The organism is Paenibacillus sp. J22R98 (assembly GCF_059383835.1).
The window spans coordinates 280,438-297,408 of record NZ_JBXENW010000006.1; the positions used below are offsets into that span (position 1 = coordinate 280,438).

The 16,971-nt window shown below is 49.5% G+C and carries 13 protein-coding genes; 2 read left to right on the top strand and 11 right to left on the bottom strand.

From position 1 onward, the window contains the following. Nucleotides 1-82: 82 nt before the first annotated feature. The 3 genes from AC50Y3_RS18860 to AC50Y3_RS18870 form a co-directional block, all read right to left on the bottom strand. Entirely contained in the window at nt 83-385 is a 303-nt protein-coding gene (locus AC50Y3_RS18860; protein ID WP_494820266.1) for a hypothetical protein, read from the bottom strand. Nucleotides 386-435: 50 nt separating this feature from the next. Continuing rightward, the gene (locus AC50Y3_RS18865) at nt 436-891 is read right to left on the bottom strand and encodes a response regulator (protein WP_494820267.1); all 456 of its coding nucleotides are present in this window, start codon (nt 889-891) and stop codon (nt 436-438) included. A 165-nt stretch (nt 892-1,056) separates the two neighbouring features. After that, a complete protein-coding gene (locus AC50Y3_RS18870; protein WP_494820268.1) occupies nt 1,057-1,893 on the bottom strand; it encodes a phytanoyl-CoA dioxygenase family protein in 837 nt (278 codons plus the stop codon). Nucleotides 1,894-2,033: 140 nt separating this feature from the next. Here AC50Y3_RS18870 and AC50Y3_RS18875 point away from each other — a divergent pair, with 140 nt between their 5' ends. Continuing rightward, nucleotides 2,034-2,900 (top strand): helix-turn-helix domain-containing protein, encoded by an 867-nt coding sequence (locus AC50Y3_RS18875; RefSeq protein WP_494820269.1) that lies wholly within the window; start codon nt 2,034-2,036, stop codon nt 2,898-2,900. A gap of 69 nt (nt 2,901-2,969) precedes the next feature. Here AC50Y3_RS18875 and AC50Y3_RS18880 read toward each other — a convergent pair whose 3' ends face one another. From AC50Y3_RS18880 to AC50Y3_RS18905, 6 genes are all read right to left on the bottom strand, one after another. Continuing rightward, nucleotides 2,970-3,701 carry a sugar isomerase domain-containing protein gene (locus tag AC50Y3_RS18880; RefSeq protein WP_494820270.1) on the bottom strand — a complete coding sequence of 244 codons (732 nt, stop codon included), beginning with the start codon at nt 3,699-3,701 and terminating at the stop codon, nt 2,970-2,972. A 1-nt stretch (nt 3,702) separates the two neighbouring features. Further along, nucleotides 3,703-4,611 (bottom strand): ROK family protein, encoded by a 909-nt coding sequence (locus AC50Y3_RS18885; protein WP_494820271.1) that lies wholly within the window; start codon nt 4,609-4,611, stop codon nt 3,703-3,705. 64 nt (nt 4,612-4,675) lie between these two features. Continuing rightward, nucleotides 4,676-5,962, bottom strand: coding sequence for a Gfo/Idh/MocA family protein (locus AC50Y3_RS18890; protein WP_494820272.1), 1,287 nt, complete (start codon nt 5,960-5,962; stop codon nt 4,676-4,678). A gap of 101 nt (nt 5,963-6,063) precedes the next feature. Then, entirely contained in the window at nt 6,064-7,713 is a 1,650-nt protein-coding gene (locus AC50Y3_RS18895) for an ABC transporter substrate-binding protein (RefSeq protein ID WP_494820273.1), read from the bottom strand. 66 nt (nt 7,714-7,779) lie between these two features. Continuing rightward, nucleotides 7,780-8,649 carry a carbohydrate ABC transporter permease gene (locus AC50Y3_RS18900; protein WP_494820274.1) on the bottom strand — a complete coding sequence of 290 codons (870 nt, stop codon included), beginning with the start codon at nt 8,647-8,649 and terminating at the stop codon, nt 7,780-7,782. Between the two features lie 10 nt (nt 8,650-8,659). Beyond that, nucleotides 8,660-9,646: an ABC transporter permease subunit gene (locus AC50Y3_RS18905; RefSeq protein ID WP_494820275.1), complete on the bottom strand. Its 987-nt coding sequence runs from the start codon at nt 9,644-9,646 to the stop codon at nt 8,660-8,662. Between the two features lie 301 nt (nt 9,647-9,947). On the opposite strand from AC50Y3_RS18905, the gene AC50Y3_RS18910 reads away from it, so the two are divergent. Further along, nucleotides 9,948-12,269 carry a helix-turn-helix domain-containing protein gene (locus AC50Y3_RS18910; RefSeq protein ID WP_494820276.1) on the top strand — a complete coding sequence of 774 codons (2,322 nt, stop codon included), beginning with the start codon at nt 9,948-9,950 and terminating at the stop codon, nt 12,267-12,269. 198 nt (nt 12,270-12,467) lie between these two features. Here the strand turns inward: AC50Y3_RS18910 and AC50Y3_RS18915 are convergent, their stop codons facing one another. Both AC50Y3_RS18915 and AC50Y3_RS18920 read right to left on the bottom strand, forming a co-directional pair. Next, entirely contained in the window at nt 12,468-14,540 is a 2,073-nt protein-coding gene (locus AC50Y3_RS18915) for a DUF5054 domain-containing protein (RefSeq protein ID WP_494820277.1), read from the bottom strand. Beyond that, the gene (locus tag AC50Y3_RS18920) at nt 14,527-16,971 is read right to left on the bottom strand and encodes a glycoside hydrolase family 38 N-terminal domain-containing protein (protein WP_494820278.1); all 2,445 of its coding nucleotides are present in this window, start codon (nt 16,969-16,971) and stop codon (nt 14,527-14,529) included. Before AC50Y3_RS18920 ends, AC50Y3_RS18915 begins: the two co-directional genes overlap by 14 nt.

Sequence of the window (16,971 nt, forward strand, 5' to 3'; positions counted from 1 at the left end):
GCCTAGAAGGTATGTATTTTCGTCCGTTATAATCGTCGGTGTTCATCATTGAAAAAGGCACCGTCCCTATGGGACAGTGCCTTTAAAGCTGTGATTCATATTGTAATTTATAAACTAACTCCTCAACCCATTTCTCATCTTTTAAATCCAATGCCAAGTCAATCAAGAACAGCAAACTGCCTTTGTAGGGCAGCACTTCAAAGCCATCTTCATTTGAAGCGATAATTTTATCCGACTTAGCGTTTTCAAACACATAGCAAGGCAGCTGAAAGTAATACTCCACGCCTTTAAATACAGCCATTTCCCCATTATAAATGTGGTTAGTGGCGGAAATCACTTTGCACAAATCCCCTGTTTGTAAATGGATATACCAGTTAATAAGCACCCTGACCAACTGCCCCCATGAGTAGTATTCAATCCATAACGTTCGCTTAATTATAGATCAAAAATCCCGTCTGAATGATACGATTGATTATTATTTGAGCTTAAAATCACCCGCCGCAGCACACATAATAGCCTAATGGGCTCGATTGGTTTCGATAGATAAGCATCCATCTCCATATTCTCCGTCTGTTTATCTTTTCCTCTTATTGAATTCGTTGTCATCGCGATAATAGGGACTCGTCTTCCGTTATCCAGTAGTCGTAATTGATTAGCAGCAGTCCCCGCGTCCAAGGCGGGCATGACCATATCCAACAGAATGGCATCATAGCGCTTCTGAAGAGCCATTTCTATGGCCTCAGCTTCACTTTTCGCCAGATCAATCGTCATTTCCATCTCCATTAGGATGGTTTTAGCATGCATATAACTAATCTCGTTATCATCAACGACTAAGATGCGAGCTTGCCTTATAACATCGAATACTCTATTTTCGGAAAATGTACTGCTCATATCTATTCCCCTCTTAGCTCTAGTCTCAGATTGGAACTAATTATAGGGAGTTAAAGCAAGCATGTATAATACTTAAATCGTCATATGATATAGATTCAAAGCTATAGAAAGAAAGACAAAAATGCCCCCGATTGGACGGAGGCAAATTCTATCATGGATTGCTGCCTAAGCTTTACTGTAAACGACCGGGAACATGTCCCCTTGCACGATGTCTCCGTCTACTCCGCCGGCAGCGATGAATTTCTTGATTTCCGAGTATTCATCGGCGAATCCCGCCCGATAGCGCGTCTCTGCCGTAAGATAATGAAGCGCCGACGAACGGCGTACTCGGTCGGATACATTAGGCCCGCTTCCGTGAATTGTTAGACTATGATGGAAGCTTATTTGACCTGCTTTCATAATAATAGGAACGGTTCGAGCGATTTGCCCTTCCGGCGCCATGTCCTGCAGCTGCTTTTGCATGTTTTGCTCGTAAAAATCGTTTCCGTTCAAAATCCCCCAAAAGTGGCTGCCCGGCACCATTTGCATGCAGCCGTTCTCCTCGTCAACATCATCATAGGCTACCCATGCGGTGATCATCGTTTCCGGGTTTTGAAAACAGCCCCAATAATGATAATCCTGATGCCAGCCGACGTTCGCCGCGTTTCCGCTGGATTGCGCCGGTTTAAGCAGCAGTTGATCCTCCCAGAAACGAATCGTATTCGTTTCTTTCAGCGCCGCGGCAATCTGTCCGATTTGCGAGTCATGGGCTAGCGCGCGGATCGTCAAGTCGGCCAAGTTCGCATTGTCGGTCTTGCGAAGGGAGTTAGGACGACTCGTCTCGCGGCGCCAGACGGCATCCGGTGCCGTTCCGGTTTCGAATTCTCCCTCATACACCCGCTCCATTCTGTCGCGCAGCCTTTCCAATCGCTCATCATCAATAATCTTCGGCGAAATCCAGTATCCATTGGTCCTGAAGAAATCTACATCTTCCTGCGTTGGGATGAAATTCGTATCCGGCATTCTAATTTGCCCTCCTAGAATTGAAATCGCTTCCTTGGATTCATTATGTCTGAAAGAGGACTTTCCGTCTTTAGCTAGAAGTATGATATTGATCCGTTTGTACGATTTATAACAAATAAAAGTAGAGCAGGATGAATGAAATGACATCTTTTTATCCTTTTGTACGATTCTCCATTCGGGTACCGATACGGCCGGAAACTAGGTTTGCTTACCGGATCTGTTACGTCCCTTCTCTTTATTTTATCGAATCCGGAAGTGCCCGCGTGCTTTACGAGGATGGCACATTTATCCGGCTGCCGGCCGGCACGCTGTTCTCATTAAAGCCGGGTATTTCGCATACGTGGGAAGTCGATCCGGACAGCCCTCCTTTTGCGTTCCTGTGCGTGTTCTTCGAATGGTCGTATCGGCCAAAGCCGCTGGCTATGGTTACCGGAGACCTTCTGTGCCTGAGTGCTGAGAAACACGATCCCGAGATGCTTGATGAGCCGCTTGACATGGGCATTCCCGAATGTCTCACAGTGGACGCGCAAAGCTACTGGAAAGGACTGTTTGAAGCCTTATCCACCGATTACAAAGTACTCCATCACGAGGATTACCCGGAGAGTCTCGCCATTAACGGCCATTTTCAATTGCTGCTTCATCAGCTCTATCAGCTCGCACGGCGCAAGAACGATGATACCGATCCGCGTATCGCAAAGATTAAGGCATACATGGACATGAATGCCGGGGGAGAATACGGCGATACCGACCTGTGGGCAGAGACGCTCGGACTGAGCCGCGGTCACTTCCATGCGTTATTCAGTGCTCAAACTGGCTTCACACCGAAGCGGTATTGGAACCGGCGGCGCATCGATAAAGCCCGGAACGACCTTAGCGGTACGAACGATTCCGTCACTGTGATCGCCGAACGATACGGTTTTTCTTCCGTACACGCCTTCACCAAGCTGTTCCGGCAGACCGTTGGCATCTCTCCAACGGATTATCGGAAGCAGAGTCGATTGATTTAAATGCAAGGAGCCCTCAAAATAAGGGCTCCCGTAGAGAAAAGGCTTGTAATTTCCAATCAGCACCGTACTTTAAAGATAACGTATTCGACCCCGGTAGCGATCAATGAGCTTCTGGTTGTGCCCATCGCCCCCATCCCGGTTGGCACTTATTAATACCGGCGGCTTATATCCGCTCGCTTGCAGCTCCTCAACAATGGCCACGGTAAGCGCTTGGATGAGCGCTATGCCGCCGATCGTCGACGTCGCTCCCATCTTTTGTCCGCTGTCATCGTATGACAATACGGCGTCCCCATATACACCACAATTGTCGAGCACGATATCGGCGACTTCATGTAGTTTTATGCCGCTCTCATGGCGTGATGTCGTCTTCATCGAGTGGTCCATGTTGGTCAACGCGACGACGTACAGTCCTCGCTGCTTGCAAGCAAGAGCCACTTCAATCGGAACAGCGTTTATGCCGGAATTGGATACCACGACGATGACTTCACCAGGGCGTAGATCATAACCGGTCAGCAGCACCTCGGCATAGCCCGGCAGCCTTTCCAATAAAGTAGCTCTTCCGATATTCAGCTCCATTAGGGATGGCTCCAGCATCGCATTCACACAGGCGAGACCACCGGCACGATGAAAGACATCCTCCGCGATCATATGGGAGTGTCCGCTCCCAAACACGTGCATGATTCCGCCCGCTGCGATCGAATCCGCGATTTTACCTGCGATTTCCGTAATCTTCCCTCGTTGAGTTTCGAGAATGTGATTGAGTTGCTCTTGTACGATTTGGATATATTGATCCAGTAACATCTCATTTCACCTCTAATTCAGGTTGTAATAGCAGCGCCGCAGCGCCTATAATACCGGCAGTTGTCGGAAACGCAGCTTGCTCGATATGAACACGCAGCGTATTCGATGACGGTATTCGTTCCATGACTGTCTTCCGCACCGGATCGAGCAGGATCCGGTCCGCTTGGCTGAAACCTCCACCGATGATGACGTTTCCTACACCGAAAAGCTGCATGCAATTCACCAAACTGATTCCGAGCAATTCGCCGGCATCCTGAAATAGCTTAACCGCATATAAATCACCATGATGAGCCGCCATATAAATTTGATAAGCGTCCAAGCCGCTGCGTTCTTTCATTGCCGCCCCGGATACGTAAGTTTCCAAGCAGCCCCGATTTCCGCATTTGCACAGTTTACCGTCCGGGATGATGCTTGTATGGCCAATATTGAGAATCGGCCCCCATCCACCTTCAAACATACGTTGTTGGAGAATCAAGCTAGCTCCAACGCCTGTTCCCACACATAGATAAAGAAAGCTGTCCAAGCCGGTCCCGGCACCAAACCATTTTTCCCCTTGAGCGCCGGCAACCGCATCGCAAGTCAGTCGTGCAGGCATTTGAAGCTTTTCCTGCATAATGGCCACGAGCGGAACCTGCTGCCAGCCCAGATTCACGGCCTCATTCACGATGCCTCGGCCCGGATCCACGATTCCTGGAGAAGCGATTCCCACACCTGCCAATTGATCCTTTTCCGTCCCCAGCATCAAGATAAAATTAGCGACCTGTTGGCTAATGAAAGCAGGATCCGCTTTATTATCCTCGCCTCGCGGCAAGGGAATCGAATGATCAGCGATGATTTGTCCTCGGCTGCTTACAAGCCCCATCTTCAAATTGGTTCCGCCGATATCGACACCGATGGCCATTCTGTCCATTTGCTGCCCCCTCTTGTTCCCCTTGGGCGTAATAGCAGTTCCGAAGGCATCTCCACGGCACGCGTCAAGCTTTTGTTAATGCCAACGTTTTCAACTCCGCAATATAGTCGCGCATTGATATCGTACGGCCTTCCACCCTCGATTTCTCCGCGGCGAAGGCGATCAGATGGCTTTGCACGGATTCTTTCGCACCCGTGCGTCCTTTCTCCTTGCCGTCGCTTTGAACGAGCCGGACGAAATCGCGCATGATGTTCGTGTCCCCCCCGCCATGACCCGTGATTTCGGTGTCGAGGAGAATCGTTTCCGTCTGCCGGGTTACGAAGCTCGTCACTTCGATGACGTTCTTCTCCATGTCCGCCCGAATTTGCCCAAGCGTCCCCATCAGCTTCACCGAACGGCCTCCTTCGAACGTGAAGGCACTCATGGTGAACGCGACGGTTGCGCCGCTGGCAAACTCCAGGTTTACGACTTGATGGTCGACCACATTATTATCGCAATGGTAGACGCATCGGCCGTAAGGCCCTTCCTTCAAAGCTTCGAGTACGCCTTCGTCACTCGTATCGTTGCTGACGATGGAACGCAGAATCGCGGCGGCCCAGTCATCCCTTTCGATGTACATTTTAGGTGCGTAATAAGGGCAGGAATCTTGTACGGGGCAACCGTCCAAGCAGCGTAACGGCGCTCCTTCGGGTGCATTCTCTTCGCGGAAATAGGTTAACGAGCCGAAGGAAGACACTTTGGCGCATTCCTCGTCGACCAACCATTGCAAGATGTCCATATCATGGCAGCTTTTTGCTAATATCATCGGGCTGGAAACGTCGGAGTTGCTCCAATTCCCTCTTACGAAGCTGTGTGCTTGGTGCCGGTGCTCGACGTTCTCGGTATGCTGGATCGAGACGAGCTTGCCAATCCGGCCGTCTGAAATGAGCTTCTTGATCTCCGTGAAAAAGTCCGTATACCGTAGCACATGGCAGATCGAAAGCACCCGATTAAAGCGCTCTGCATATTCGCCCATGATGAAACACTCCAGCGGATCCGGCGACATCGGCTTTTCCAACAGGACGTGGTATCCTTTCTCGAGTGCCTGAAGCGTGGGTTCGAAGTGCATTTTGTCTTGCGTGCAGATCAGAATGGCGTCCGCGAGTCGAGGTCCCGCGAGCAGCTCTTCCCAACTCGAGTAACAGCTTTGTTCCGGGAGGTTATGCTCTTGCCGAAAACGTTCCCGTCGCCCGGTATCCGCGTCCGCGACGGCAACGAACTTTATTTCCTCAGAATGACTCAATGCGTAGGGAGCATATGCTCCTGCTCCTCTTTGTCCGGCTCCGATCAAAACCGCTGTAATTGGTTTCATTGAAAATCCCTCTCCTCCATGCTGCTGCGATTGCTGCCACCTTATTCGTTAAAGAAAGGGAACTTCCCGAGCGGAAGCTCCCTTTCTCCGTCCTATTTCACTTACTTATTAGCCGCTTTCCATTCGTCCAATTGCTTCTGCTTCTCGGCAATGATTTTATCCGCGCCGGCGCCTTTGAGCTTATCGATGAACTTAGGCAAATATTTGTCCGGATCAACGGAGCCCGAAGACAGTGCTTTGTACATTTCTTCGATGACCGCGTCGACGTTCGCTTTCTCGGACTTGACCGGCGTGAAGTCGAACACGAAGCCCAATGCGTTGGAAGGAGTCGCATTCTTGTTCAGATTAATCCACAATTGATTGCCTTTGTCGTCTTTAATGGCTTCAGGCTTATCGGTCGACAGGTAATAGGCGTTGCCCATATAGCCGAACTCCCAACCGGCCCACAGGAGGTAGCCGCTGTCTTTTGCCAATTCGATTTGGTTATCGCCGATTTTCGTGTAGTGCTTGCCTTCGACGCCCCAATCCAAGACGTTATAGATTTCTTTGTCGGTGTTCAGAAGATTGAGGAACATCATGGCTCTTTCTTTGTTTTTGGATGTCACGGAAATTGCCGTATTGGTCGCGGCTGCTTTATCCGTCGTAAGCAGCGGTTGAACGAATTTGAAGTCGTAGGATTCCGCTGCAGGATTCTGAATGGCCATCCTTCCCGCAGGCATGGATCCGTAAGCCTCTTGGAAGTCGAGAGAGTCCAGATCGATCTGACCGAGCTGCATGGCGACTTTGCCTGCTTTAAGGTCCGCGTTTGCGTCCCTCGTCGCCGCGTCTTTCATGATATAGCCCTTCTTAAACCAATCGCGCATCAGCGTGACGTATGCTTTGAATTCCGGCGTTTCGTACTGGTTAACAACCTTCATGCTGCCATCGTTCAAATAAATGTAGCCTGGCGTTTTCGAATCGCCGAGCGCTTCCATGCCGAAGATCGGAGGCCCCGTCATGAAAGCGTCTGACCAGTTCCAAGGGATTTGATCGGGTTCGTTTTTCTTGATGGTGTCAAGAAACGGAGTCAGATCAGATAAGCTCTTCACGGACTTCCAATCGAGGTTATACTTGTCCGCAAGCGATTTTTTAATTTGATAGCCGTATCCGGCAGTTGCTTGTTGGAAGTTCGGTACAGCGTACACTTCGCCTTTGACAGTGACCGCTTTCCAGAAAATATCCGGCACCACTGTTCTAAGATCCGGCGCATATTGATCGATGAGATCATTCATCGGAACGAACGCGTTCTTAGCGACGTTCTGGAAGTAGTTGTTGCTCCATGTGGCGGTAAAGGCAAGGTCGTACGGTTCGCCGGACGCCATCATGACATTCATTTTCTCGTCGTACGCAGCCCAATCGATGAGTTTAAGATGAATCGTTGCGTTAATCTTCGGCTTCACGAGGCGGTTCAGTTCATCTTCTACCAATTGAATATCCTTCTGAGGCGTATTCGGGAAATAATAAGTCAGCTCAACGGGCTCCAGCTCTTTCGCCGGTTCCGTCGTTGTGTTCTCGGAAGTCGTTGTGTTCTCGGAAGTCGACGTGGAATCCGAAGCTGCCGGCGCCGTATTATTCTCGCTTGTGTTCGTGCTAGCGCCTTGGTTCGTCGAATTACCGCCGTTGGTGCCGTTGCTGCCGCATCCGGTAAGTACAATAGCGAGGGATATAAGCGACGTTAGAACTGTGCCTGCCACTTTCTTCTTAATCGTCATTGCTGATCTGACCTCCATTTTTTTATGTGTATGCTAAACGGGCGCTTTGCCCGGCATAGCCTTGCTTTAGGCTTTAACGGCGCCTAGCGTCAACCCTTTGACGAAATATCTCTGCAATAAGGGGTATGCCACCACGATCGGTCCTACTGCCATGATGCATGTGGCCATTCTGGCCGTCTCGCTCGGTATCGTGACTGCCATCTTCTCGCCGAACGCAGTTCCTTGCAAATAAGCGATATTATTCATGATGGACTGAAGGAGGTACTGGAGCGAATACAGCCTGCCATCCTCGATGAAGAGAGCGCTAGTAAACCAATCGTTCCAGAAAAACACCGCAGTCATAAGCCCGATCGTAGCGAATACAGGCGTCGATAAAGGGACAACCATCTTGATAAACGTGTTAAACTCGCCCGACCCGTCAATCCTAGCCGACTCTATGATCGAATCCGGAATCCCGATGAAGAAATTCCTCATGATGAGCACGTTTATTGAAGAGACGAGATACGGGATGAATAACACGAACAACGTGTTTTTGAGATGAAGGTATTTCGTGATCAGGATGTACCATGGCACAAGTCCGCCGCTAAACAGCATGCAGAACACCACAAGAAAAGCGACGATATGCCGATACTTGACTTCTTTTCGCGAGAGTCCGTAAGCAAGCATGGACGAGAGGATCAGATGCAGAATCGTTCCCGCCAAAGTAGCGATCGTCGTGACCCCATACGCCTGCAAGATGGGCGATGATCCGAACAGGATATATTCGTAAGCTTGGAAACTGAAATCCACCGGAAGAATGTGATAGCCGGTCCTAAAGATAGACTCTTCATCAGACAACGAGATGGAAAGAACGACAATCAACGGAATGACGCACAAGGCGGAGTAGATCAGAAAGATCGCGTTCACGGATAATTTAAATAGAATGGGCTGCTTCATCTTTGGCCTCCTAGAACAAAGCGCTGTCGCGGTCGTAGATTCGAATGATCCAGTTCGATACCATAATGAGAACAAATCCGACGCAATTCTGATAGAATCCGATCGCGGAAGACATGCCGAAGTCGTTCATCCCTCGCAAAGCGCGATAGACGTAAGTATCGATGACATTGGTCGCGCTGAACAAGATCCCCTGGTCCTTCGGAAGGGTATAGAACATTCCCCAATCCCCAAAAGCCGCGTAAAAGATCTTCCCCGCCTGCAGGAGCACCAAAATAATCGTAATCGGAGTCAGCATGGGTACCGTAATTTTAAGAGCTTGCTGGAATCTGTTAGCACCATCGATCTTCGCGGCCTCATAATACTCCGGGGAGATCGTAGTAATCCCCGCTGCGAAGAAAACCGCGAAGTAGCCCACGTTTTTCCAAATATAAGCGGCCGGCAAGATAAACCTCCAATACGAAGGTTCAAAATACCAATCGATCGGTTCCCCACTAAAATGAACGATCATTTTATTAAGAATTCCGTTATCCGTGCTCAGAAACGCATACAGTAAATAGCTGCCGACTACCCAGGATAAGAAGAAGGGAAGCAAGATCGCGCTTTTGTACGCGCCGGCAAAATGACGATTGCCGATTTCGTTAAGCAGAATCGCAGCCACCAACCCGAGGCCGATCCCCGTTACGAGGAAAATCCCATTATAGAAGAGTGTGTTAAACGTCACTTGAAAAAACGCGTCCGATTGAAAGAAGAACTTGAAATTGCTTAACCCGACCCACTTGCTGTCCCATATTCCTTTGATCGGATCGAATTCTTTAAACGCGATCACGGCTCCGAACATCGGGAGGTAGAAGAAAAGAAGGATAAACAGTAATCCCGGAAGCATCATGGCATAAATCGTTTTGTTTTTGATGAGTTCACCAATGACCGGCCATCGATTTAGACTTATTCTATTGGTTTTTGTTTTTGACGGCTGCAAGGCCTTCGCAACTCTTTCCATCGCCATTTCTCCTCCGTTTCTTTTTTGTAGCCCAATCATAAATTCTCGGCGCTGCTGTTGAAAACAATGAATAATGATCAAAACAACGATTTTTCGATAGGAGCCGCACAGAGAAAAGGGTCGTTCAACGAAAATCGCTTCGTCCGCCGCATCAAATGCCGCCCGTTTGAACTACGAAAAATGGGTTTTTCTCTAAATAATCAAGAAACGGAGGGAAATCCAATTGTAAACCTGTTTCGGCCAACCCAGTTTTGATACAATTTAGAAAGCGTTTACTTTAGGCAAAGGTGGCCCTGACTGCATGTACAAAAAATTACTTCTCACCTTCGTTGCCAGCATCACGTCGCTGATCTTGGTGCTTTCATCTTTGCTCTATTACAACTACAATTCTTCTATCGTAAGCACTGTTAAAGGAATGAACGAAAACCTCTTATCGAATATCAGCTACAGCTCCGTCTATATGGACAATATTTCGAAAAAGTTTTGCCAATCGTTGATGCTGAACAATGCTATTAAAGCCTTCGCCTATAGTAACGACAATCAAGACGAAGACTTCTTAAACATTCTGGGTGCCATTCGCACGTTAAAGGAGTTCACGATCCCGAACACTTACATCTACTCGACCTACGTGTATAACCGCCACATCGATACCGTTATCGATTCAAGTTCTTTCTATGACGCTTCCAATTTCTACGATAAGGAAATCATTCAACTCATTAACGATGCAGGAACGGTAGCACCGCTTAGCCTGAGCCCGATTCCGAGAAAAATTCCGGTGCCGCGCGGCTCCGATAAGAGAACCGCCAACGTGTACACGTATATTTTGTTCGATAACAACGATTACAAAGGAAATTTCGACAGCGCCATCGTGTTAAACGTGGATGCGGAATGGCTCAGGCTGACCATCTCGTCCCTGAACAAGCTCGGCAACGAAATTATCGTTTTGGACGATCAAGGAGATATCGTCAGCCACTCTTCTCCCGATATGTTCATGAGAAACGTTTCGAATGAGGACTACCTCCAAGAAGTGTTTACCGCGTCCGCGCCGACGGGCACGTACATCGATCGGATGAATCGGGAGAAGCACGTCATCTCTTATGTTTCTTCCGACGTCCTTAAATGGAAATTCATTAGCCTGACGCCGTATGACACCGCATTCTCCGCCGCCAAGAAGAATGGGATTATCACCCTTATCTTTTGTTTGATCGTCTTACTGCTCGGCTTATTGTTCGCCGTACTCGCTTCCAAGAAACTGTACAGGCCGATCGGAGCGCTTACGAAGGGCATCATCCAGAAGCTGGGACCGGATAGCGCGCCTTCCAAAAACATGGATGAATTGGGCTACTTGTCCACGGCGTTCACGGGGATGATCGATAAAACGCAAGTACTGGAAAATATGAAGAGGAACACGACGCCCGTCATAAAAAACGAATTTTTGAAAACCGTCGTAACCGGCCGCGCTCACTTGTCAACCGACAAACTGATCGCTAAGCAGCAAGAGCTTCAAATCGATTTGGATTTTCAAAATCGCCTTTACTTGTTTATTTTGAAAATCGACTTCTATAAAGACTACGTAGATCGGCACAGCGATAAAGACCGTTCCCTCTATCAATACGCAATCACGAATATTGCGCGGGAAATTACGGGGGAGCGTTTCAGAAATGAAGTCGTCGAGACGGCGCACGATCAGTTCACCGTTCTGGCGGATATCGGCGGAGCCCCGGAGCAGCTGTCGCAGCTGTCGGATATATTCCACGGCATCGTCGGCAAAATCCAAGAGAGCGTTCTGGAGCTTCTGAACCTCTCACTGACCGGAACGCTCGGTTTCGTTATCGAGTCACCCGATCGCATTAAAGGCGCATACGACGAAGCGTTCAACCTGTCTATGTATCGAATCAAGACGGGCCACTTCAGTATCATTTCGCCGGAGACGCTAAAAGAAACGGATACGGGCGCCTTCATCTTCCCGATGTCCAAAGAAAAGCAGCTTATCGATTCCCTGAAGCTGGGGAGTGGCGAAGCTGCCAAGGATAACTACCGGGAAATCATCAAGGCCATCGAGCATTCTTCCTACGACAATATCCTGACGTCGGTCATTTATTTGTTTTTCTCGATTTACAACTCCCTGAACCGGATCGTCGAAGGCTCGGAATCCAAATTCAACTCGATTTCGATCAGCTTCTTCAACAAAGTGTCCGGATTCGAGACATTCGAAGAAATCGAGCGTACGTTCTTCGAGCTGATTGACGAGATTATCGCGCTGAAGGACAGCGCGAAGGACCGGAAAAAGAACGACATCGTGAACGCCGCCATCGACCATATCCACGCCGCCTTTGCAGACAAGAATCTCTCATTGAACAGCTGCGCCGAATCGCTTTCCTTATCGTCCGTCTATCTCGGGAAGCTGTTCAAGAACGCAACCGGCAGATCTGTAGCCGAATACATTACGATGGTCCGAATGGAGAAAATCAAAGAGCATCTGGAAAACAGGAAAGTGCCGATCAACGAAATTCTGGAGAGATGCGGCGTAGAGAAATCGAACTACTTCTACACCAGCTTCAAGAAATATTTCGGTGTCTCGCTTACCGAATATCGATTGAAGAACGTAAATAACGATCGTTGACCGGCTTAAATCTCAATCAGCCTTGGACGAGAATACGCAGTCATTCGAATGCGATGAAAAACCACCTCCACAAGGAGGTGGTTTTTCATTTTCATTGTGTCCAGAGTTAGACCCCATTATAGTAATGAAGATTATTCCTGTAAAATACCTATCACGTCATATTATATAGATTTGTATCTATCTAAATCATCAAGCGTATTATTCGTTTGACTGCAGCGTAAGACGGAAACGGTATTTCATATCATCCTCGAACCACATGACGAAATTTGTGCCCCATACGTTGTTATGCAGATTAAAGTGAAACCCGCCGTCAAGCGAGGCAAAGCGGTTATCAAACTGCAGAATTCTCCGTTCTCCCGGACAAACGATAGGCGTATCCAACGTTTCGATGACCGCGTTGCCGTCTGCACCTGCATAGTATAATCCGGACTGAACCCCATGCATATTTCGATTGCCGTTTTTGACTACAGACAGCGGCGAAATACGGCGTCCCAGCTTATCCATTTCCCATAGATTCGGATTATCGACAAGCGGCGAGAATGAGAACCAACTCGCTTCAGGCAGACGGCTTGCTTGTTTCCCCTGCCATTCAAGCTCTGCCTCTAGATGCGGAGCGCTGCGGTGAAATGTATATCGAACGCTCAGCTTTTGCGGGGCTCCATGATGCTCACGCGCGTAATCCGGAAGCGCTAATTCTACGTTCACGATGTCATAATCCGGCTCTCTGTCCAGCTCGATCCGCTCGACTCTTGCCTTAAACTGTCGATGCTCCGGCTTCGGATCAACAAACTCAATTCCCGGTTTGCCTAAATCCGCCTCTGCCCAGCTGTGGTGGATGGGCAGGTTGGTTACATATTCATTAAAATAGCGGTCAAAGCTCTCTTTGCTGAACGTTTCATAGACGAAGCTGCCCAGCCGGTGATCTTCATCCGCCCACACTTTCCCTCCACCATCGATCAAGGAGTAGATGGAGCCCTCGGAAGAGAAAGCAACGCGGAATGTTCCCAGCTCATAGGATTTGCCAATAATCATAGGTTCAGCATGAACGGGCACTTTACGTTCCTCAGAAGGATTAAGCCGCTCAAGCGCGCATGCGGCTTCCTCCGCCAAAGCTCCGGGAAGAGCAGAAATGGCGCGAGATAGATAGTCGCGCTGCTCTTGCCATGAACGCTCCACTTCGCTGTAGCGGCGAATCGGGTTTGCCAATTGACGGAGATAGTCAAACTTTCTCCACTTCGTGTCGTCGACCACATCCCGCTCTCTCGCGGCAGCCAGAGAAGATGGCGAATAGCTGCCAAAATCAACCAGATAGACGGACTCGTTCAAGCCCCATGTATGCTCCGGAATTAGCATTAAATCATCGCAAAACCGGGCGTAAGCTCCGCTTTGCGGATCCAGATCGCCGGAACTTACCCACTTGTCACGCAAACGAAGCAGCTCGCGATATCGCGCGATCTTCCACGGATCAGAGGAGATGCCGTGTATCCACGAATCTCCGATTTCCTCCGTAACGACCAGCAATAGATGCTTGATTGCAAGCAACTTCTCGGCGTACGCATCCATGGTTGACGCCATGATGTCGGCCCCTGGATAATCATGCTGAAGCTTCTCATATAACGCTCGTACTTCCGCAAGCGTTGGCGGACCATCGTTATCGCCGGTATGCGCAAAGTACAGTGCGTCCTCCATCCCGTCCATATAGAAGGGCCTGCCGTAAGTGTCGGCATAATTCACGATGATTTCCGAACCATCTGCCGCGCGCCACACGAATAGCTTCGGAACCGCCGGATTTTTGCTTACCGGATTCGCGCCGAGGTGAAGATATTGAATGCCTTTGCTAGCCATCATCGGGACAATGGCAATGGTATGGCCGGGGACATCCGTCATTTTGGAAGCAATCGTTTTGCGGCCGTAAGTTTCATCCAGCTCTTGCGCAAGCGAAAGCCCATACTCAAACAAACGCTCATCCATGATCTCCGTGTGGGTCGTAAACGGCAGGCCGTGCCATACGATGCGTCCTTCCCGAATACCTTCCTCCATACGAGCGCGCATCGGCTCCGACGCATTTTGCAGATATTGCTTGATTAACCACGATCCCGTCGTCCATATGAACTTGACTGGTCCATCTTCGCGAGCAAGCTTCTCCGATAACTCCAATGCTTGCGGGATAAAGCTATTCATATATCGATTGAACACATCTTGCGCCATATGGGTAAATCCGATATCCAAATGCGTTTTGAAAATGACATGGACCCGTTTAATTGCTTTCATCCGGTTCTTCCTCTCCAATGCGCCAAACCGTCAGTCCTGCGCTCATGGTATGGCAATGTCCAATCGCTTCAGCAGCGGATGCAACATTCCCGCTCCATTCCAGACCATAGCGGAACTCGTAGAAGCCGCCCAGCGTTGCTTTGAAATTCGTTTCCCAGTAATTCGTCATCGCCCATATGTATAGCTCAGGCTTTATATCTTCCGTTTGCTGCGTATGCAGCAGGCGTTTGCCATACTCAAGCGTGCCCAGCTGCAGAAGCGGCGTATCCGGCGTTGCCAGCATAAGCGAGCCTTTATCGCTCACATATGCAAGTCCTTCTTGAATGCAAGTGAAATCAAGGAGAGAGCCCGGTATTTGATCTACCCATGGACGAACCAGCGCGCCCGCTTTCTCGATCCATAACGTCTGTTCGCTTTCTGATCCCGATGTAAACGGCAATGAGAAATAGACATTCTCCGGTTCCCATACGGAATCTTTATGGAGCCGCACCGCAACATCAACTCGGTTAATCTTCGCATACACCTTTAGGAACAAGGAATAATAGCTTACGCCGGGAAGCTCAAACTGCAGCTCTACGGAACCGAACATCGGCCCGTTATCCAATAGTTTCGCTTTTACTAGGCGACCGGCCGAACGGCGAACGTTCATCCCTTTCCGATTGCGCCCCATCGAACCGCGAGCCGAAACGCCCGGTGTCACTTCATAAACAGGTGTGAACGCCCCATGCTTGCTGTCATCGCGAATCTGTTCTTCCCCGGTTTCCTTGTTGATCCAAGAAATGATGCCTTTCTCTTCCGTCCAGCAGATCCGAACGAATGGGGATTCAATAGAATACTGATTTGCAACAACGGTCCCTTCCGCTCTTCCGCTCGGAAACATATCATGAACGTCGTCAACGCTGTCCGCGGCAAGCAGCCTGAAATTATTCGTTGTTTTCGCCTTAGATACCTTGGCCGGACGAAGCCTGAACGCCTTCTGCTCACCTGGCTCAAGACTGGCTTCGATCGTTACGCTTTGATAGCCGGGCTGATGAGGGACGACAAGTCCCGTGCTTTCATCGATGACTTCGATGCCCTCCTTGAAGGGTTCATTCTCGAAGCCCTCCCATTCCATTTCAACTAGTTGCCTGGAATGCTGAAGCTCCGTATTCGCGACGCGGTAACGGAACGCGCGGCCAGGGTGAAGCAGCGTGCCCCCCATCGCATTGCGCACTTTATCTAACGCGGAATGCGCCAGACGGCTGCCATTGGCGGCATAGGCAAGCTTCCGCACCTCAAGCATTTGAACATTAAAGTGCCATGGCTGATGAACGGAGGTGTGGAATCCCCATGTATGCTCTGCGTACATGACGAGCTGACGCTCAATTTCGTCAAGCTCCTGGCGGCTTACAATACGCTGCTCCGGATCAAGGCGCTTTACCTTGCGAAGCACGCGTTGGCCATCCTTGAAAATTTGCGTATGCATCGGAGTAGAACCTGCGCCATCCGACCACCAATCCGGCCAATCGCCGGCATAGACAGGGATATCGATCGGCTGTTCCTTCAAATGATTGAAAAATTCACTTAAGGTCGCCATTTGAATCTGCACCCAGTCCCCATGCTTGGCGTTCCATCTGTTGATGACATCCATAATCGCTCCGTTCGGCGCCCCGTTGTCTGTCGCAAGGCCCGAGACTGTTACCGGCACGAAATCATATGGATAATTCTCTTGTTCAAGCAAACTTAAATAACGGTCGATTCGTGTCTCCATCATTTCATCATGGTTGCTGACGATCGCCGGCGTATGGAACTCATCGCGAATGATATAGCTGCCTACGGCATTCGGACACATCCCCAGCTCGTTGCCTAAGAAATAATGATCCCCGTTCCAGACGAGCAATTTCTCTCCCTTTGGCGTCTCCCACCAGAAAGGCGTCTGCTTCCGTCCCAAAACGAACATGCCGTGATGCGTATGAATGCAGGAGAATAAATGCTGCACGCCCGAATCCAATAAGCTTTGTCCATAACCCCAGCTATAGCCGTTAATGTCAGCCGTCATGGCTGAATCCACGTGCACGCCAATGCTTCTTCCGTATTCGGCAGCCTTGGCATGAATCGCTTGCAGCAAATCGTAATCGGCAAGCTCCGTCATATTCAGATAGGTACCGGATAGCTCGATATCGCCGCTGCGTACAGCTTCCGCGAAGTCACGTTTCTCCTCTTCGCTCGCTTCCTCCAGAAACTTTTCGACAGCCCAGAAGGTTTCGCACGTCCACTTGAACCCTTTCCACTCCGCTTTCTGCCCTTGCCCGATTTGCTTCGTAATTTGCAGGGCTTGCCGAATGAAATCGACATGGAATTGCTCAATTCTTTCTTGTCTTCTTGTATAGCCGATATCGGTATGTGAGTGATGAATCACGAAAATGCGCCAGTTGCGGCTCAGCTTTGCCAT